This is a genomic window from Enterococcus cecorum (genome assembly GCF_052119425.1).
Taxonomy (GTDB): Bacteria; Bacillota; Bacilli; order Lactobacillales; family Enterococcaceae; genus Enterococcus_E; species Enterococcus_E cecorum_C.
This window is the reverse complement of the sequence record NZ_JBQKFH010000001.1, coordinates 1-18,576: the sequence shown is the minus strand read 5'-3', so window position 1 is coordinate 18,576 and position 18,576 is coordinate 1. Positions and strand designations below refer to the sequence as shown.

Here is an 18,576-nt window from a genome sequence, read left to right as displayed (position 1 = left end):
GTACATTTCGAATTCCTACATAAGCAAAATTGCTATCTGTAGAAACAGTTTACTTGAACTGCGCATTGCTAATACCGCCTGATGTATCAAGTGCAAACACATCCTGTGGTGCGACGGCCATTCCCATAGCAACAAACAACATTGCGCCAATTATGTATGAGGCAGCTCCTCCACCTCCGCGTTTTTTACGCAATCCATATTTGTAACGCTTTTCTTTTTCCGATTTAAACATTACATTTTCCCCCATTCTTGTTTCTCAAATTACAAGACAAAATAAGCATAATTATTGATAAAAATTATACTTATTACAATGTTCATTTTACTCCTGTCAATAACCTAAGTCAAAGAACTATTAAATAACATCATTCTAGCAAGAAATAAAAAAACAGTTATATTTTCGTTGATACAACTGTATTTTTAAAGTATTATATATAAAATATTTGTTATATTAGATAACATTTTATAAAATAGTTGTTTACATACTAATGACTATGTAAACGTTATGTCTAGTCAGAAATGAAAAGAGAAGTAAAAATAGAATAATTTCTTTTATTATTTAATCAAGTAAGCAGAATAAAACATTTCGAATGTCTTTCTTCTCAAATCGCCTGAATCATTCGCACCTGATTAGATAAAATTTCAGACAACAAAAAAGCCCAAGACATCCGAAGACATCTTGGGCTATTGAAATTCAATTATTTAGCAACTGGGTATACTGACACTTGTTTTTTGTCGCGACCTTTACGTTCAAAACGTACCACGCCGTCAACTTTTGCAAATAATGTGTCATCTCCGCCGATACCAACGTTTACACCTGGATAAATCTTAGTACCACGTTGACGGTAAAGGATAGAACCACCAGTAACTGTTTGACCGTCTGCGCGTTTAGCACCTAAGCGTTTTGCACGTGAGTCACGTCCGTTAGAAGTAGAACCCCCACCTTTTTTATGAGCGAAGAATTGTAAGTTCATCTTTAACATGAGATGCACCTCCTAGTGATTTGTAATGGTTTTGATTTGGATATATTGCTGATAGTCTTCTTGTACCGACTCTAAACCTAAAAACAAGCTTTCAAGGAGAATCTGTGCGACATTTTTTTGCTCCTGAGTCAAATCTTCAGAAATCGTCGCCTCTAGGAAACCACCATTTTCTTGATCTGCCTCAACTTGCATCTCAATGCCAGCAAGTGAAGAGACACTATTAATCGCATTGATGCTTAATGCACTCACAGCAGCACAGACGATATCTTCGCCGTATTCTCCTGCCCCAGCATGACCTGTAATGCGAAATTGATGTATCGTTCCTGATTCTGTTCGGTAAAAAGTACCCTTAATCATCAACTTATCCTTCTTTGTCTAATTATGCGTTAATTGCTTCGATAACCACTTTAGTGTATGGTTGACGATGACCTTGTTTGCGGTGTGAATGTTTTTTAGGTTTGTATTTGAAAGTCACAACTTTCTTTTGTTTGCCGTGTTTTTCAACAGTACCTACAACAGTTGCACCAGCTACTAAAGGAGTTCCCACTTTAGTTGATTCGCCACCAACTAAGACAACTTCATCGAAAGTAACTTTTTCGCCAGCTTCAACGTTTAATTTTTCAACGTAGATAGCTTGACCTACTTCAACCTTCACTTGTTTACCACCAGTTTTGATAATTGCGTACATGCTTAAAGCACCTCCTTATATATACTTAGACTCGCCATCCCAAGCGACATGCGTACTTAAATACTTGTTCTGAGCGGTTGTAGCTGTGGAGACCACAATTACAACAATTTAAGACTACCAAAACCGTCCTTGCTTGTCAATCATTTTCGACTGATTTCTTTTGATTTTCTGAAAAGATTGGAAAGTAGGGATTTTTCGTTTAAATTTGGAGAACTCCCCTTATCTAGATTCTTTTTGACAAATAATAATAAATTTTTAAACATTGCCTACTTGTCGTCCTGACTCATGAAAAGGTATACTAGGAACATATGAAAAATTGATGATAGGGTGGGAAATAATTTGATTTTTTTACAACTACTAATTTACTTACTTGTCGGGGTGATTACTTGTGCTGTCGATGTCTGGTTGACTGAGGATTACAGCAAAACGACAATTTTAAAAAAATGGCTCATCGACACGCTGCTGACCAATGCAGTGGCGTTATTAATTGTGCGCTTTGCCTTAAATATCCAGACTGGGCTCATTCCTGAAATTTATGCCACGAATTTTGCCTACAAGTATCTAGCCTTGGCACTTGGGATTGGCTTAGGCTTAAATATCTTAAAAGGCGGATTCCAAGGGGCAGTCTTTTTGGAAAAAGCCGAGGGAAAAACAACGGCCTGGCAAATCGTACTCAGTGTAATCAGCTGCATCCTGTTTGCCTTAGGAACGGTTTGCTTTATTGGGACGAGTTGGTTTATTGATTTCTTCGGTCGACTCACACCAGAGCAATTTATCTTTAACTTCAAATCACCAGTTAAGGGTACTGCGAGCAATATGACCGATCAAATCGTCGGTACCCCAGTATTATTTGCGGTTGGTTTATTAATTATCTTTGCAGTCTTATTGTTTGCGAATAAAGATATCTACGTCAAAGATTATAGAGTACTTCCTAATCGAGTAAAACGTATTTTATTTGCGCTGTTCAGTCTAGGATTTTTAGCTGGCGGTATCTTCTATAGTATTAAAGAACTCCAACTAGATAAAGTCTATGCTGCTTACTTTGACCAATCTAACTTTATTAAAGACGAGTATGTCAATCCAAATGATGTCAAGCTCACCTTCCCAAAACAAAAGCGCAATGTCATTCATCTCTACTTAGAGTCTATTGAGAATTCTTACTTTGATAAGGCCAATGGTGGATTTATGGATGAGAACTTAATGCCTGATTTGATGGAATTATCTAAAGAAGGGATTCATTTTAGTGAGTCGAAAACATTTGGCGGACCATATCAAACGTATGGCTCTAGTTGGTCGGTAGCCTCCATGGTCAATATGAGTAGTGGCTTGCCGCTAAAGATTCCGATGGAGGGCAATAGCTACGGTAAAACGGGCCAATTCTTACCAGGTGCGACACTTATCGGGGATATTTTGGAAAAACAAGGCTATGAACAAACGATTATGTTCGGTGCAGATGCAGACTTTGGTGGGTTAACGAGCTTCTTTACGACACATGGTCACTACAATATTTTCGATGTGAAATATGCGCGTAAAGCTGGCTTGATTCCAAAAGACTATAATGTTTGGTGGGGCTTTGAGGATAATAAGCTATATGATTTTGCCAAAGCTGAAATGACGCGTCTAGCAAATACGGGCAAACCATTTAACTTTACCATGGAAAATGCCGATACTCACTTCCCTGATGGCTTTGTCGAACCAGATACACCAAAGATTTATCCTAGTCAATATGCCAATGTCATTCACTATTCTCAAAAACAAGTTGTGGATTTAGTTCGTTGGATTCAGCAGCAACCATTCTATAAAGATTCCGTGATTATTCTAACTGGTGATCACCCAAGCATGGATAAGAAATTCTTTGCTAACTTTGATCCGAACTATCACCGCACGACCTTTAACTTGATTTTAAATGCAGACTTTGACCAAAAGAATATCAAAGCCTTCAATCGCAAATACGCCCCATATGACTACTTCCCTACCATTTTGGCAAGTATGGGTGTGAAAATTCAAGGCAATCGTTTAGGACTTGGTAGTAACTTGGCTTCTGATACGCCAACCTTGATTGAAAAATACGGCTTAGATAAAGTCAATACTGAATTATCGAAAAATAGTAACTACTATAATGATGCTTTTGTCGATGAAAAAAATGCAAAATAAATACAAAAACGCGCTTGATGGAATTTCAGCGCGTTTTTTATATAGAAAGCTACCAGTGAGATGGAGATAGGGAAGACATGAGCACAACTGGTAGACTTACTAACTGATTTTAAGCACGATAGCTAGGAATCGTCTGCTCATAGGCGGTGATTTCATCAGCAGATTGGAGCGTAATCCCTATTTCATCTAAACCATTAAGCAATTTATACTTCCATGTTTCATCGATATCAAAATGATACGTATCCTCACCCACACTTACAGTTTGAGCTTCTAAATCAATCGTTAGCTGATGATCGCTAGGTAAATGGGCGATTTTTTCACGCGCGTTTTGGTCTAATACGATGGGTAATAAACCATTTTTTGTCGCATTCATATAGAAGATATCACTAAAACTGCCGGCAATCACCGCTTTAAAGCCATAATCCATCAAAGCCCAAGCAGCATGCTCACGAGAAGAACCCGAGCCAAAATTATCGCCAGCAACTAGGATGGTAGCCTGCTGATAGTCCGGATGATTCAAGATAAAATCAGGATTTAAACTGCGGTCTGCTAGATAGCGCCAATCATCAAATAAAAACTCCCCAAAGCCTGATTTTTCCACACGTTTGAGATAAGTTTTAGGTATCAACTGGTCCGTATCAATATTATCATTCATCAATGGGACGCTTTGCCCGGTGTGTATCGTAAATTTTTCCATTAGTTTTCACCTACTTCTTTTCTTATATCTACAAAATGTCCATGAATAGCTGCCGCGGCGGCCATGGCTGGAGAGCAAAGATGGGTGCGTGAATTCTTTCCTTGACGGCCAACAAAGTTACGGTTAGACGTTGAGGCACAATGGACGTATTCAGGTACGCGGTCAGGATTCATCCCTAGACACATCGAGCAGCCTGGTTCGCGCCACTCAAAACCGGCTTCTTTAAAGATTTGATCTAAGCCCATCTTCTCCGCTGCTTTTTTCACCGGTCTAGAGCCTGGTACGACAATGGCGGTGACTTTAGGATGGACTTTTTTGCCACGAATGAATTGGGCCGCTTCTTGTAAATCAGATAGACGGCCATTGGTACACGAACCGATAAAGACATACTCAATCGGAATCTCACTTGGCATTTGTCCAGGATGAAGGTCCATGTATTCATAAGCTAGCGTGTCGTTATGGTCCTTGATTGCTGGAAAGGCCTCATCAAATGCCACGCCCATTTCTGGATTCGTCCCCCAGGTAACATATGGGGCTAGAGTCGATACATCTAGCGTCAAAATGCGGTCATAGCAAGATTCATCATCCGTATACAGCGTTTGCCAATGTGCTACGGCTGCTTCAAAGTCTTTAGGCGCATATTCACGACCTTTAATATATTCAAAAGTCTTTTCATCCGGGCGAATCATGCCAATTTTTGCGCCTCCTTCAATCGACATATTACAAATCGTCATGCGCTCTTCCATGGACAAGCCCTCAATCGTTTCTCCATAAAATTCCGCTGCATAACCGACTCCAAAATCAACCCCATATTTACGAATCAACGCAAGAATAATATCTTTGGCATAGACGCCTTTAGGTAATTGACCGCTGACTTTGATGCCTAGAGTTTTAGGTTGCTTTTGCCAAATGGTTTGGGTAGCTAGGACGTGCTCCACTTCAGATGTACCAATCCCAAAAGCAATCGCCCCAAATGCACCATGCGTGGCGGTATGCGAATCTCCACAAACAATCACTTTACCTGGCTGGGTCAATCCTACTTCAGGTCCCACCATGTGCACGATACCTTGACGTTCAGAGCCATTATCACATAGCGTAATGCCAAACTCCTCGCAATTTTTTCTTAACGTATCAATCTGCTTTTTCGAAATTAAATCGGTAATATTATAGATATCTTTAGTCGGTGTGTTGTGATCCATTGTCGCAAAGGTCTTATCTGGACACCTCACGGGACGATTGGCTTGTCTTAGGCCTTCAAACGCTTGTGGCGAGGTAACTTCATGTATCATCTGCAAATCCACATAAATTAACTGTGCTTGTCCTTTTTCTCCTTTAATCACATGTTCTTGCCATACTTTTTCAAATAGTGTCTGCATCGCTTTCACCTCTATTATTTTTCTAGTTCTGTTATGACGGCTTGGGTAAATTCACTCGTAGTTGCTGTCCCATTTAAATCAGGTGTCAAAATCCCTCTGTCCATTACCTCAAAGCAAGCAGCCTCGATTTTCGCTGCAAGGGCTTCTTCTTTAAAGGATTGGCGCAACATCATCACGACTGATAAAATCATCGAAACAGGATTCGCGATATTCTTCCCTGCGATATCAGGTGCTGAGCCGTGAATTGGTTCATAAAGTGACGGACCATTAATACTATGACTGGCACTTGGTAATACCCCTAAAGTTCCTGGTAAGACCGAAGCTTCATCACTTAAGATATCGCCAAATAAATTTTCTGTGACGATAACATCTAGGGTATTTGGCTGTTGGACTAATTTCATCGCCGCTGAATCCACATATTGATGCGTTAAGGTGCAATCTGGATAATCTTTGGCGACTTCATTAGCAATCTTGCGCCATAATTTACTCGTGGCTAAGACATTGGCTTTATCCACCGACATCACGCGTTTATTGCGAGTTTGGGCAATTTGAAAGGCTTGATGTAAGATACGCGCAATTTCTTCTTTGCGGTAACGATTCGTATCATAAGCCTCATCTTCCCCCAGATGACGCGGTTCACCAAAATAGATGCCGCTGGTTAATTCCCTCACGACGACCAAATCCGTTCCTGCGACAATTTCTGGTTTTAAGGGCGAATACTTCACAAGGGCGGGTGGGACTTGAACTGGGCGAATATTCGCAAATAAATGCAATGCTTTTCGTAAGGCTAATAGTCCCGCTTCTGGTGTTTTTTCGGCATGCTCCCATTTTGGTCCACCGATTGCGCCCATTAATATCGCATCAGCACTTTGGCAGGCTTGTAACGTTTCTGCTGGCAAAGGTTCTCCCGTCTTGTCAATGGCCGCACCACCAAAGACATGTGCTTCGAAGGTATATTCTTTGGTAATTGTTGGACTAGCTGCTTCAAAGACTTTTAGCGCACTGTCCATAATTTCTGGTCCGATGCCATCACCGGCTAAAATCACTATTTTTTTCATTGCTTATCCTCTTTCCTTCATACTTGAACTTGCATGGACATAGGCCTTGGCTGAAGCTTTCAACACATCAAAGTCCACGCCGATTCCATTAATTTGTGTGGCTGTCTGTGGATTCGTGAGTGTGACACGTACCTCCGCTTGGGCATCTTCCCCACTAGTTAAGGCTTGAATTTCGTAATTGGTTAGGATTGGTTTTTGTTCAAAGACGTCATCAATCGCATTGTAAATGGCTTGAATACTGCCATCACCAATCGCTGAAGATGTCTTAATTTCTTGCTCTGGCATCGTAATCGATACAACGGCTGCTTGATAACCATTGGAGACATATTGTAGTTGAATGGCTGATAATTGATACAAATCAGCCTCGCGCGTTTGTTTATCCGCAATCAACGCTTGAATATCTTGATCGGTTACTTGTTTTTTCTTATCTGCTAATACTTTGAATTTCTTAAATAGTAGATTGCGCTCTGCTTCATCAAAGTGATAGCCTAATTCTTCTAGCTTATTGGCAAAGGCATGACGCCCAGATAATTTACCCAGTGGCAAGGCATTAGTTTTCACTCCAACCAATTGTGGGGTAATGATTTCATAGGTTTCTGGATTTTTCAACACACCGTCTTGATGGATACCCGACTCGTGACTAAAAGCATTTCCACCAATAACTGCTTTATTTTTCGGCACCTTGATTCCTGATAGTCGGGCAATCAAATCACTGGTACACTTGGTTTCACTTAGATCAATTTTGCTGGTTGCTTGATAATAATTTTGGCGAATATGCAAAGCCACTGCGACTTCTTCTAGTGCAGTATTTCCAGCGCGTTCACCAATGCCATTGACCGTTCCTTCTACACGATTGGCCCCATTTTCGATAGCTGCCAATGCATTTGCCGTGGCCATCCCTAAATCATCATGACAATGAGAAGAAAAAGTAATTTCCGTCTTGCTTTGAATGTTTTCAATCAGAAATTTAAAAATCGCACCATATTCTGTTGGGTTGGTATATCCTACCGTATCAGGAATATTGATAATGGTCGCACCCGCATCAATGGCAGTCTGGACAGCTTTTAGTAGGAAGTCCTTTTCTGTTCTGGTCGCATCTTCTGGTGAAAATTGGACTTTTTCAAACTTACTTTTCGCATAAGTCACATGTTCTTTGATGGATGCCAAGACTTCATTTGGTGTCATTTTTAATTTGTATTCCATATGCACAGGACTGGTTGCTAAAAAGACATGAATTTGTGGATATTTGGCCTCTTTTAAAGCTTCATATGCTGCATCAATATCTTTTTTCTGACAACGCGCTAAACCTGCCACTGTCATCTTTTGACAAGCCTTCGCAATCGCACTCACTGCTTCAAAATCTCCCGGTGAAGCAATCGGAAAACCCGCTTCAATCGTATCTATTCCCCATTTTTCTAATTGTAGGGCGATTTGTACCTTTTCTTTAGTATTAAAATTGACGCCTGGGGTTTGATCCCCATCTCTTAATGTCGTATCAAAAAACTGAATTTTACGCATAGAACCTGCCACTCCTTTTTCTTTTTTTCACTTGCTGGACATGTCGATTTACAACCTTATTTGACGGTGCAAATCGACTAGCTACTTCGGCGTAAGACATTCTCGTCTGCGAAAGTCTTAACTTTGGGGACTTTCCCGACGTGCTGGACAAACTTATCCGCTCGTAGCTGACCAAGTCGATTTACAACCTTATATAATCCGTGTTCGAAGGGTAGCTACATCGCATCTAAGCCGGCCTGTCTAGGAAAATCTTTAAACAAAATAGATTTTCCTGCCATTCCGGACAAACTTAGCTGCTTGTAGCTGTTCAACCCTTCTCACAACTCTAATTAAAAAGGCATTGCATGTTGTTTTGATGCAATGCCAATAGAACTCTTTTATTTCAACTGTTGGGTTGGGTAAAAAGAGTTCTCTATTTTAATAATAATAAACCGAAATGCATAACCTTTTTATTTTTCATTTGACTCACCTAATTAAATTAATATTTTATTAGAATTTACCTAATTTAAAATTAAAAGTCAATAGTTTTTGCTAAATTTTCTGAATATTTTTTCATAATGCTTGGAATTTTTCAAAAAACTCACCCCAAACAGATGGAAGTGAGTTTTGGATAGACTAATGGTTACAAAAAAGGAGCAGCCAATCTGACTACCCCTTATTCAGGCTTATTTTGCTTTTTTAGTATTGTAGATACGAATAATAATTGCCGCACCGATTAGCACGACACCGATAATGACCAATGAGCCCATAATCTTCGTACCGGCAGATGGTAAATCTTTTTTCAATTTCTTAGGTAATTTACCTTTATTATTATCTTGATTAGCTGTTGGATTGCCCTTACCTTTATCTTTATCTTTTTCACCAACATCTGGATTTTGTTTCGTAAAGGTTAATTGCACCATTACCGGATCATGGTCAGAAGCGCGACCATCCTCTTGCATAAACATCGCATTGATATGAATCATGTCGAACACAGCATTTTTCGCTAAGTCTTTAGATACTAAGATATGATCAAGTGTTTCGCTATTTCCTAGATAGAAGTATGAATAGCGGTCTTCAGCTGGATGCGTCTTGACTAAGTTCACTAATTGTTTGCCTTCAAGAATCGCTAAAGTGTTACTGAATTCAAAATCATTGAAGTCACCTGTCATTACGACTTTCAAGCTTGGATCACTCTTCACCGCTTTATCAACATACGTAGCAATGGTTTGTGCTAGTTGATCACGTTTCATCGCAGAGGCAAAACTTGCTGGTTGATGGCTACCGTATAATGGTTGGTCACCACGTTTAGAATTCAAATGGTTACCAATCAATAATAATTTTTGACCCTTAAATGTAAAGTAACCCGCTAAAGATTTACGTGTATCTTTAAAGAGTTCGTCCCCTTTACCGATAGCTTCGGACGCGTTGTAATCTACACGTTTTGGATTGTATAAGAAGCCGACACGGATATTAGCCCCTGGTGCACCACCATCTTGATTATTTTCTGGCGCCACATCGATATATTGATAGCTTGGCCCGCCTGCTTTTTCAATCGCTTCAATCAAACGTTTGGCACTTTGAGTCGCATCCGTCTTGCCATCATCAATTGGACCATTATTATCTTGCATTTCTAACAAGGTAATAATATCTGGTGCATTTAAATCATTCACAAACGATTGGGCAATGCGTTGAACTTTTTCATCACTTGTGGACGCTTTATTTGCTGAGAAGTTTTCAATATTATAAGAAGCAATGGTTAATTTATCCTTGCTTGCTTTGATTGTTGTTTTTTCACGGGCAAGTTTACCGTCTTTAATTTTGACACTATTTTTTGGTAAGTACACTTTATACATACCATAAGAATAAGTTACCGGACCAGCTACTTTTCCTTCAATAGTGTCTTTGGCTTTTGCACGTAATTTACGATCACCTGTTGATAACGCAATGATTTGTGGATTATAGTCTTCATCTAAGAGTAAACCACCAGAATGATTTAAAATATCCGTACTTTCGCCAGGTAAGACAAATAGTTCGCCATTCTTTTGTGGGCCTAAGATTTTCGCATTATTTACTGCAACAAGCATCCCTTCTAATGATTCCCAGAAGTCTAAAGCATCATCATTTGGATCAAAGTTTACAAAGCCATCATTTTCAATATGTTGACTTGGCACTTTACGATCGACACCTAATACGACTGGCGCAGGCACTTGGGCAGTAGCGACTTTCGTTACTTGAGTCGCTTGTAATTGGGTAATGGTTAAATCAGTTTGTTCTTTTTCCGCATAGCCAGCACCAAAGACTTCAGCGACCGTTCCTTTTAATTCTAATTGATCGCCGACTTTCACATTATGGTTCTTGAAGTAGACACTCATCCCATCTGAAGTTGTGATATCACCATCTGGATGTAAATCTTGCACATAGAAGCGGCTTGAATTTTCAACTGCAGTAACAACCACATCTTTCACTGTCACGTTTTGATGCGTAAAAGCACCAAGATGATCATGTCCTTGGATTTCGCCAACTTTAGCCACGCGTTCTTGATATAAAAGCTTACGGCCTAAAGCAGGAACCGCCATTTTACCCTTTGCGGAAGATTTTTGAATATAATTGACAAAAGTTTCCGTATCTGGATCAATAGCCCCTAATAATTTCGTGTTAGTAAAGCCTTTGAAGCCATCGCCCCCACCAAATAAGAAGTCGTTGATGACTACTTTATATCTTCCTTCAGGGGTAATTGGATTGCCGTCTTCTTTCGTCATGCTTTCCACAACATATTTTTGATTGGCATCCCCTGTTGGATTTTCCGTAAAGGTGTAGCTTAATCCCGAAATTTGTAAGAAGTATTTTTCATCATCATATTGTTGTTCTAGCACTTCTTTGATTTGTGCACCGGTCATTTCGACTACTTGTAAAATATTGCCAAATGGTTGAACCGCTTGAGCAGCACCCCAAGTAACCATGCCATCTTTGCCTAATAATAAATCAGCACGAATTCCCCCATTATTCGTCATCGCAAAATCAACATCATAGCCTGCTTCTTTCGCCATCGCACGTTGACCATCTGTAATCAAGTTTCCTAGTGGGGATTCTCTTTGGACATTGTCATTGACTTCACGAGTGACCATGGTATCTGCATCGACTGCCCCAATGACTTTATTTTGTTCATCAGCAATTCGATTATCGGCATCTGCAACAATCGCAGCAACTTTTTCATCTGGGGTAAGATTTTCTTTCGTGACAGGTACGACTTGGCCATCTGGTACTTTCACGAAATCTTGAGTCGCAACATCAATTTCACCCGTGATTTCTGCGACGCCTTTACCTTGAGAAGTAGACTGCATCACGCGCGTCTTACCATTTACCCCGTTTGTATACACGTGATTATGTCCAGCAAACACGGCATCGACGGTATGATTTGGCTCAATTGTTGCTAATTTAGCTAACATATCAGCCACTGCACCGGTCGTAGTCTCGCCACTTTGCACACTTGGTACATGGGCTAAGACGACAATCGCATTCACTTTTTGATTTTCACGTAATTCTTTTTCGTATTTCGCAATCGTTTGAGCTTCATCTAAGAATTGATAATCTTGCCAATTTTTTCTCAAAACTAAATCAGGTATTTCTGTCGTGACAACACCGATAAAACCAACTTTAACAGAATTGCCATTTGCATCTGTTAGTGTTTTGACCGTATATGGATGCCAGCCAAATGGAATCTTGCCGTCAGATTTATTCACCAAGTTAGCAATGACTAAATCCATTTTAGAAGCTTCACGTGGATAAGATTTGACAATATCTAAAAAGTTACTGTCGGCGCTCGGAGCTTGACCTAATAAAATACGATTAAATTCTGCTAAACCTTCATCGAACTCATGGTTACCAATTGTACCTACTGTGAAGTTCATTGCATTGAATGCTTTAATCGTTGGTTCATCTTGGAGTAGACCTGAGTTAGCTGGACTAGCCCCAACCATATCCCCAGCAGAGACACGTAAGGTTTGCCCAGTTGGATGATTGGCTACAAAGTTTGCTTGCATTTGGTTTAGCTTACTTGAAAGTAAAGCTGCACCACCAGCACCTGAGATTTTGCCACCTGGATAGTAATAACTTCCGGTTGTACTTAATGCACCATGAAAGTCATTTACCCCCAACACTTGGACAGGTACCGTCGTTTGTTCTGCTAAGATTTTTGGCGCAAAGCAACCAAAGGAAAGCACCGCCCCAGCCACTAATAAATGTTTTGTCAACTTCTTCATTTTCAAAATTTCGCACCTTCTTCATTTGTAATTTGCCACATTATCAAAAATTATCCTCCCTTCCTCGATAATGTGTTGTAATACAGTGACAAGTATTATTATACTATAGTCATCAATCAGATTTCAATCGTTTTCAGTAACATTTTTCTCTCATATCATTCGAAAAACAGCTCATTTTATTTGAGAAAGAAAGTACAAATTTGGTGAAATATCATGTTTTCACTTTCTTCCAACAACGAACTAAGTAATAAATCACGAACATTTAAAATAGCAATTTTTCTATTATTTTTGTAAAGACACTGTTTTCTTCTTTCCTTTATTTTTTTATGAGTTTTACTTGCTTTTTCGCTCAATTTTGTATAGGATAAGAAATAGATTTGGACTAGTAGCAAATAGATGTTTATAGAGAGCTAAAGCATGGCTGGAACTTTGGCAACCCCTGTATTTGCGAACCTACCAATGATGATTGATTGCAAACAGTCAGGACTCGTCTTCCTTATCGACGCTAAAGCTGGGTTAGACATTTTCTAACCAATAAAGGTGGTACCGCGAATTCAAGCATTCGTCCTTTTTATGAGGGCGGATGCTTTTTTTATTACCTGTGTACGTTTGATAAAAGATGAGCTGACAAGAGATAAATCTTTTAGGAGGAAATTATGGCAAACAACCAAACCAACGACTTTACAGAATGGTACTTACAGACAGTACAACAAGCGGAATTAATGAGCTATTCACCCGTACGTGGCTCAATTATTTTCCGTCCAGATGGCTTTGAACTTTGGGAACACATCCAAGAAGAGTTCAACAAATTTTTACGCAAAGAAGGCATCCGTAATGCATACTTCCCAATGTTGATTCCGCAAAGCTTTTTCATGAAAGAAGCCGATCATATTGAAGGATTTGCCCCTGAATTACCATGGGTGACCGAAGTAGGAAATGAAAAATTAGAAGAACCTTTAGCATTGCGTCCAACTTCAGAAACAATGATTGGTTCCGCTTTTTCTGATTGGATTAATTCATACCGTGACCTACCTTATGAAATCAATCAATGGGCCAATGTCTTCCGCTGGGAGAAAAAGACCCTTCCTTTCTTGCGTACTTCTGAATTTTTATGGCAAGAAGGACATACAGCGCACGTGGATGAAGAAGATGCGCGCCGCCGTACGATGCGTGTATTAGATGAATATGCACGTTTATGTGAAGAATTTTTAGCGATTCCAGTCTACAAAGGTCAAAAAACACCTTCCGAACGTTTTGCTGGGGCAGTGGATACTTATTCCATCGAAGCAATGATGAAAGACGGAAAAGCAGTTCAAGCCGGTACTTCTCACTACATGGGAACCAAATTTGCCCAAGCGTTTGACATCACTTACTTAAATCAAGAAAACCAACACACGCTTGCACATACGACTTCATGGGGCGTTTCGACTCGTTTACTTGGTTCATTGATTATGACACACGGGGATGAAAATGGCTTAGTCTTCCCACCAACTGTGGCGCCTACTCAAGTGGTACTTATCCCAGTTGGCCCATGGAAGAAAAATCCAGCAATCATGGAAAAATTAGATGAAATCTTCGCAACCTTAAAACAAAAAGGCATTCGTGTTCGCCTAGATGATTCTAATAATTCTCCTGGCTATAAATTTAATGAATGGGAACTTAAAGGTGCTTGTATCCGTGTGGAATGTGGCCCACGCGACTTAGAAAATGGGCATGTCATGGTCAAAATGCGCGACCTTGATGGCAAAGAAACCGTGAAATTTGAAGACTTGGAAAGCTACATTGATGAACAATTACAAGCGATGACTCCACGTCTATTACAAGCGGCTAAAGAACGCAACAAAGCAAACGAACACTATGACATCAATACACTAGATGAATTAAAAGCACATATCGAAAAATCTAAAGCAGAAGGCAAAGTTCCTGGTTTTGTATTAATCGGTTGGGATGGCACCGAAGAAACAGAAGCGAAAATTAAAGAAGAAACTGGCTTTACGACGCGTAACATTCCATTTGAAGTGCCTATGCAAAAAGAATTTGATATCGTCAGCGGAAAACCTGCCAAACACACCCTTTGGATTGCCCGCGCTTATTAATTCCTTAGATGAATTCGCTCATATTTTTGGGCGAATTTATTTTATTTTGTGTGAAAATTTGCTAAAATATGGCCAGTTATATGACTTGAGGAGTGATTTTTTTGCGTACACCAGATACGTATACGAACCAAGAATTTTATCATAAGATGTATGAAGATAGCGACATTAGTAAAGAAGATTTAGTGATTTTAACTTGCGCCATTTTCATCGCATCGATTGGCTTAAATATGAATTCGCAAGCGACAATTATCGGGGCAATGTTGATTTCGCCTTTAATGTCCCCTATTTTGGCGATTGGGACGGCTTTAGCGATTTATGATCAAGAACTATTAAAACGTGCCGCCAAAACGCTCGGAATTGAAGTATTGCTCAGCGTCGTAGTTGCTAGCATTTATTTTTATTTTTCACCGATTAGTTATGCCAGTCAGGAAATCATTAACCGAACAGCACCGACACTTTGGGATGCGTTGATTGCGCTCTTTGGGGGTACGGCCGGCATTATCGGAGCCAGAAAGAAAACTATCAATAATATCGTACCCGGGGTTGCCATCGCCACTGCTTTAATGCCGCCAATTTGTACGGTAGGCTATGGGATTGCCAGCAAAAATCTCAGCTATGCCACGGGTGCGGGTTATCTCTTTATTATCAATGCGTTCTTCATCATTTTAACGACTTATGCTGGAGTCAAAGCACTGCGGATGCCAAGTCGTCAAAAAGTAGAAGCCGAGCCAAGATTAACCAAGCATAAACGAATTTTTTATATCGGGTTAACTGCCTTGATTTTACTTCCAAGCGTGATTTCCGCAAAATCTTTGGTCCAAAAATCGATTTTAGATGCTAGTGTGAAAAATTTTGCCACGGAAGAATTAACCCATGCGACCATTATCAAACAAAGCATCGATGAAAAAGATAAGATTTTACGCTTTACGATAGCGGGTAATGACTACACCGATGCCCATATCGATCAACTACAAAATGATTTAAAACACTATGGCTTGAGTGGGTATGAACTCAAAATCACGCAAATCGCCGAGCTTTCTCAATTATCGGGTAAACAGTTTGAGGACTATATTTCTAGCATTATCGAAAGTCACCAAAATGCCAATACCCAAGCAGAAAATAGTGAAAATACCACCGACTACGCCAAAATCAACGCTACCATTCAGAAAATGGATGAAACAGTCATTACCGATGTGGCTAGTGCGACAGGATACTTAAATGATGAGGAAATCGAATTGGTCGTGATTCAAACGAAAAATGACTTAACGAAAGACTATCAAGAAAAATTAACCAAACAAATCCAAAAGAAATATCCACAAATCGCCAAAGTCTATTACGTCACCGAAAAAACAGAATAACCAATCGTGGCAAAACAGCTTGACATTCCTATCTTGCCAAGCTGTTTTGCGACCTCATTCAAAAAGGACTGATTGCGCCTATTGCAGTCAGTCCTTTTGATTTTGATTATTAATAGCTCCTCTAAAGAAGTAAAAGGTCCATGCAAATTTTGCATCAATTCAACCGAAAGCTTCAATCGTGTCAGCTAAGTTCGTAGATTTTATTGGAACTTTTTGCCAAATTCTTCCATAATCTTCAGCACTTCTTCTTTATCGGCTTCTTTTAACATAGGCACGATTTTGTCTTGAAAAGTTAAAAGATAAGCCACATCAAAGGTACCTTCCGATTGTTTGGCAAAGCTTTCTGCCAATAATTCTTTCACATCTTCTACCTTGTCAGTTTGGACACGGTCTAAAATAAAATGATAAAACTTTTCTTGAAATGCGTTCATAAGACACCTCATTTTAGTAAATTAAGTTTAAGAATTCTTCTGGTTCGATATTACCAAAGTATTTCTTCAAATCGATTTTGCTGATGGCTTCTTGTAAGGCGGATTTTTCATATTTCACACCTACTAAAGCTTCTTCCACGTCTTTGATTTCCCCTAAACCGAAGAAATCTCCATAAATTTTGACCTCGGTAATTTTACCTTCTGCGACATTTAAGCGCACATCGATTGAGCCAATATTGAATCGTTGGCTACGTTGTAAATCAAAGGCTGGGGATTGGCCATAGTTCCAGTCCCAGTTACGGTAATATTTATCAGAAATTTGATTAATCTTTTCCCAGTCAGCATCAGTTAATTCATAGGTTTTCACTTGATCGACACTATCGACACCAAAGATTTTTAATAAAATATCTTGGCGGAATTCTTTGGTGGTCATGTTTTGTTTATCTTCAGGTAAGAACGGTTTGATATTGGTTACGCGTGAACGAATGGACTTAATGCCTTTAGATTCAATCTTTTCTTTCTTCACTTTCAAAGCATTCACGACTTCGTTAATATCGCTGTCGAACATGATTGTACCATGCGCAAACATTCGGCCATTCGTCGCATACATCGCATTACCAGAGAATTTTTGATCATTGATAACCAAATCATTGCGGCCTTTTAGATGCGCACCTTTTACGCCTAATTCTTGTAATGCTTCCACGATTGGTTTCGTTAATTTTTCGAAATCGCGGAAAGACTCACCATCATCTTTCATAATAAAACTGAAATTCAAGTTCCCGAAATCATGATATACCGCACCACCACCACTAAAGCGACGAACCACATGAATGCCGTGTTCATCCACATATTCTTTATTGATTTCTTCAATGGTATTTTGGTTACGGCCAATGATAATCGACGGCTCATTGATATAGAAAAGTAGAATCGGCTCATCTACTTGCATCTCTTGTAGTAAAAAAGTTTCAATTGCTAAGTTAATTCTTGGATCTGTGATTTCATTAGGTACAAAAATCATGCCTAATCCCTCCTAAATTTGGTAAGTATCACCTATTTTGGCAACCGATACTTGGATATTTTCTCCTGCTTGTTTTTGCGCTTGAGCCTTGAGTAAATCATAGTCGCCTTCTTCTGGTAAATGAGATAAGATTAAACGTTTCGCACCAGCCGCCTTCGCAATCTTACCTGCCTCACCTGCTGTAAAATGCGCATGGTGATTTTCATGTCCATCAAAGAGATAGGTATCCGCTAAAAATAGGTCGGCATCCTTGACAAATTCGTTAAAACTTTCCATATAACCAGAATCTGCGGTAAAGACAAATACCTTGCCACTACGCTTTTCGACAATTCTCATCGCATAACACTCCACAGGATGTATCGTCTTTTTAAATGTAACAGAAAACGGTCCCAAATTCAAATGATTCGCCTCCAAGTAATTATGCCCTTGACTCACTTGTGGCATGGTTAAATCATTAAAATGAAACGCATCATTGCCATGACCATAGATGGGTAAGACTCTGTTTTTATCACGCTTGTTAGATAACTGCCACATATATTGCAACACGCCTAAATCAGCAATATGATCATGATGATAATGACTGATAATCACCGCATCTAAATCAAGCGGACTCATCACCTTTTCTAATTGACTTAATGTTTGGCTGCCGGCATCGATTAATAGATGAAAGCCGTCTGATTCCAAAAGATAGCTTGTAGTTCCGCGCCCTTTAGATGGATAGGCCCCCATGCAACCTAAAATCGTTAATTTCATCGTCATTCCTCCTCAGATTTTCCTTAAGATGATTATAGCATGTTTCTAAAAAATTCTTCAAAGATATAGAAGAAGCAAGCGAAACTATATCAAAAAAAAAGGGTCTAAGATATTTAGTGTTGTTACTCAAACGGAGGATAACACTAAATATCTTTTTTTATACTCATAATAATAGAAAAAGACATCTGTTTCCTCTATAATTAAGTCG

The 18,576-nt window shown here is 39.4% G+C and carries 15 protein-coding genes and 2 other annotated features; of the genes, 3 read left to right on the top strand and 12 right to left on the bottom strand.

Annotated features, from left to right (window positions below; translation table 11 throughout):
• Positions 1-49: 49 nt before the first annotated feature.
• The 4 genes from ACTQZM_RS00075 to rplU form a co-directional block, all read right to left on the bottom strand.
• Positions 50-232: a hypothetical protein gene (locus ACTQZM_RS00075; protein ID WP_441652498.1), complete on the bottom strand. Its 183-nt coding sequence runs from the start codon at positions 230-232 to the stop codon at positions 50-52.
• A 463-nt stretch (positions 233-695) separates the two neighbouring features.
• Positions 696-980 carry a 50S ribosomal protein L27 gene (gene rpmA, locus ACTQZM_RS00070; protein WP_248624140.1) on the bottom strand — a complete coding sequence of 95 codons (285 nt, stop codon included), beginning with the start codon at positions 978-980 and terminating at the stop codon, positions 696-698.
• A gap of 12 nt (positions 981-992) precedes the next feature.
• Positions 993-1,337, bottom strand: coding sequence for a ribosomal-processing cysteine protease Prp (locus tag ACTQZM_RS00065; protein ID WP_248624139.1), 345 nt, complete (start codon positions 1,335-1,337; stop codon positions 993-995).
• A gap of 22 nt (positions 1,338-1,359) precedes the next feature.
• Positions 1,360-1,668 (bottom strand): 50S ribosomal protein L21, encoded by a 309-nt coding sequence (rplU, locus tag ACTQZM_RS00060; RefSeq protein WP_016183321.1) that lies wholly within the window; start codon positions 1,666-1,668, stop codon positions 1,360-1,362.
• A 17-nt stretch (positions 1,669-1,685) separates the two neighbouring features.
• Positions 1,686-1,757: a sequence feature (ribosomal protein L21 leader region), on the bottom strand.
• Positions 1,758-2,007: 250 nt separating this feature from the next.
• On the opposite strand from rplU, the gene ACTQZM_RS00055 reads away from it, so the two are divergent.
• Complete coding sequence (locus ACTQZM_RS00055; RefSeq protein ID WP_441652497.1) at positions 2,008-3,822, top strand: LTA synthase family protein; 1,815 nt, start codon at positions 2,008-2,010, stop codon at positions 3,820-3,822.
• Between the two features lie 109 nt (positions 3,823-3,931).
• Here ACTQZM_RS00055 and leuD read toward each other — a convergent pair whose 3' ends face one another.
• The 5 genes from leuD to ACTQZM_RS00030 form a co-directional block, all read right to left on the bottom strand.
• The gene (leuD, locus tag ACTQZM_RS00050) at positions 3,932-4,519 is read right to left on the bottom strand and encodes a 3-isopropylmalate dehydratase small subunit (protein ID WP_113827090.1); all 588 of its coding nucleotides are present in this window, start codon (positions 4,517-4,519) and stop codon (positions 3,932-3,934) included.
• Positions 4,519-5,895 (bottom strand): 3-isopropylmalate dehydratase large subunit, encoded by a 1,377-nt coding sequence (leuC, locus tag ACTQZM_RS00045; RefSeq protein ID WP_441652496.1) that lies wholly within the window; start codon positions 5,893-5,895, stop codon positions 4,519-4,521. Before leuC ends, leuD begins: the two co-directional genes overlap by 1 nt.
• 14 nt (positions 5,896-5,909) lie before the next feature.
• Entirely contained in the window at positions 5,910-6,953 is a 1,044-nt protein-coding gene (gene leuB, locus ACTQZM_RS00040; RefSeq protein WP_441652495.1) for a 3-isopropylmalate dehydrogenase, read from the bottom strand.
• A 3-nt stretch (positions 6,954-6,956) separates the two neighbouring features.
• Positions 6,957-8,471: a 2-isopropylmalate synthase gene (locus ACTQZM_RS00035; RefSeq protein ID WP_441652494.1), complete on the bottom strand. Its 1,515-nt coding sequence runs from the start codon at positions 8,469-8,471 to the stop codon at positions 6,957-6,959.
• A 665-nt stretch (positions 8,472-9,136) separates the two neighbouring features.
• Positions 9,137-12,712 carry a 5'-nucleotidase C-terminal domain-containing protein gene (locus tag ACTQZM_RS00030; RefSeq protein WP_441652547.1) on the bottom strand — a complete coding sequence of 1,192 codons (3,576 nt, stop codon included), beginning with the start codon at positions 12,710-12,712 and terminating at the stop codon, positions 9,137-9,139.
• A 363-nt stretch (positions 12,713-13,075) separates the two neighbouring features.
• Positions 13,076-13,285: a binding site (T-box leader), on the top strand.
• Positions 13,286-13,368: 83 nt separating this feature from the next.
• Between ACTQZM_RS00030 and proS the strand changes: the two genes are divergently transcribed.
• Both proS and ACTQZM_RS00020 read left to right on the top strand, forming a co-directional pair.
• Positions 13,369-14,808 (top strand): proline--tRNA ligase, encoded by a 1,440-nt coding sequence (gene proS / locus ACTQZM_RS00025; protein WP_113827096.1) that lies wholly within the window; start codon positions 13,369-13,371, stop codon positions 14,806-14,808.
• A 92-nt stretch (positions 14,809-14,900) separates the two neighbouring features.
• Positions 14,901-16,166: a DUF389 domain-containing protein gene (locus ACTQZM_RS00020; RefSeq protein ID WP_441652493.1), complete on the top strand. Its 1,266-nt coding sequence runs from the start codon at positions 14,901-14,903 to the stop codon at positions 16,164-16,166.
• Positions 16,167-16,366: 200 nt separating this feature from the next.
• Here ACTQZM_RS00020 and ACTQZM_RS00015 read toward each other — a convergent pair whose 3' ends face one another.
• From ACTQZM_RS00015 to ACTQZM_RS00005, 3 genes are read right to left on the bottom strand one after another with little or no spacing between them, the layout of a single operon-like run.
• Positions 16,367-16,597, bottom strand: coding sequence for a hypothetical protein (locus tag ACTQZM_RS00015; RefSeq protein WP_287852499.1), 231 nt, complete (start codon positions 16,595-16,597; stop codon positions 16,367-16,369).
• Between the two features lie 13 nt (positions 16,598-16,610).
• Complete coding sequence (locus tag ACTQZM_RS00010) at positions 16,611-17,615, bottom strand: lipoate--protein ligase (RefSeq protein WP_113783773.1); 1,005 nt, start codon at positions 17,613-17,615, stop codon at positions 16,611-16,613.
• 12 nt (positions 17,616-17,627) lie between these two features.
• Positions 17,628-18,368, bottom strand: a complete 741-nt coding sequence (locus ACTQZM_RS00005; protein ID WP_113783771.1) for an MBL fold metallo-hydrolase — start codon at positions 18,366-18,368, stop codon at positions 17,628-17,630.
• Positions 18,369-18,576 lie beyond the last annotated feature (208 nt).

Coding starts and splice junctions, on each gene's coding strand:
- ACTQZM_RS00075 (WP_441652498.1), bottom strand. CDS start 232: ATGTTTAAATCGGAAAAAGAAAAGCGTTACAAATATGGATTGCGTAAA.
- rpmA (WP_248624140.1), bottom strand. CDS start 980: ATGTTAAAGATGAACTTACAATTCTTCGCTCATAAAAAAGGTGGGGGT.
- ACTQZM_RS00065 (WP_248624139.1), bottom strand. CDS start 1,337: ATGATTAAGGGTACTTTTTACCGAACAGAATCAGGAACGATACATCAA.
- rplU (WP_016183321.1), bottom strand. CDS start 1,668: ATGTACGCAATTATCAAAACTGGTGGTAAACAAGTGAAGGTTGAAGTA.
- leuD (WP_113827090.1), bottom strand. CDS start 4,519: ATGGAAAAATTTACGATACACACCGGGCAAAGCGTCCCATTGATGAAT.
- leuC (WP_441652496.1), bottom strand. CDS start 5,895: ATGCAGACACTATTTGAAAAAGTATGGCAAGAACATGTGATTAAAGGA.
- leuB (WP_441652495.1), bottom strand. CDS start 6,953: ATGAAAAAAATAGTGATTTTAGCCGGTGATGGCATCGGACCAGAAATT.
- ACTQZM_RS00035 (WP_441652494.1), bottom strand. CDS start 8,471: ATGCGTAAAATTCAGTTTTTTGATACGACATTAAGAGATGGGGATCAA.
- ACTQZM_RS00030 (WP_441652547.1), bottom strand. CDS start 12,712: ATGAAGAAGTTGACAAAACATTTATTAGTGGCTGGGGCGGTGCTTTCC.
- proS (WP_113827096.1), top strand. CDS start 13,369: ATGGCAAACAACCAAACCAACGACTTTACAGAATGGTACTTACAGACA.
- ACTQZM_RS00015 (WP_287852499.1), bottom strand. CDS start 16,597: ATGAACGCATTTCAAGAAAAGTTTTATCATTTTATTTTAGACCGTGTC.
- ACTQZM_RS00010 (WP_113783773.1), bottom strand. CDS start 17,615: ATGATTTTTGTACCTAATGAAATCACAGATCCAAGAATTAACTTAGCA.
- ACTQZM_RS00005 (WP_113783771.1), bottom strand. CDS start 18,368: ATGAAATTAACGATTTTAGGTTGCATGGGGGCCTATCCATCTAAAGGG.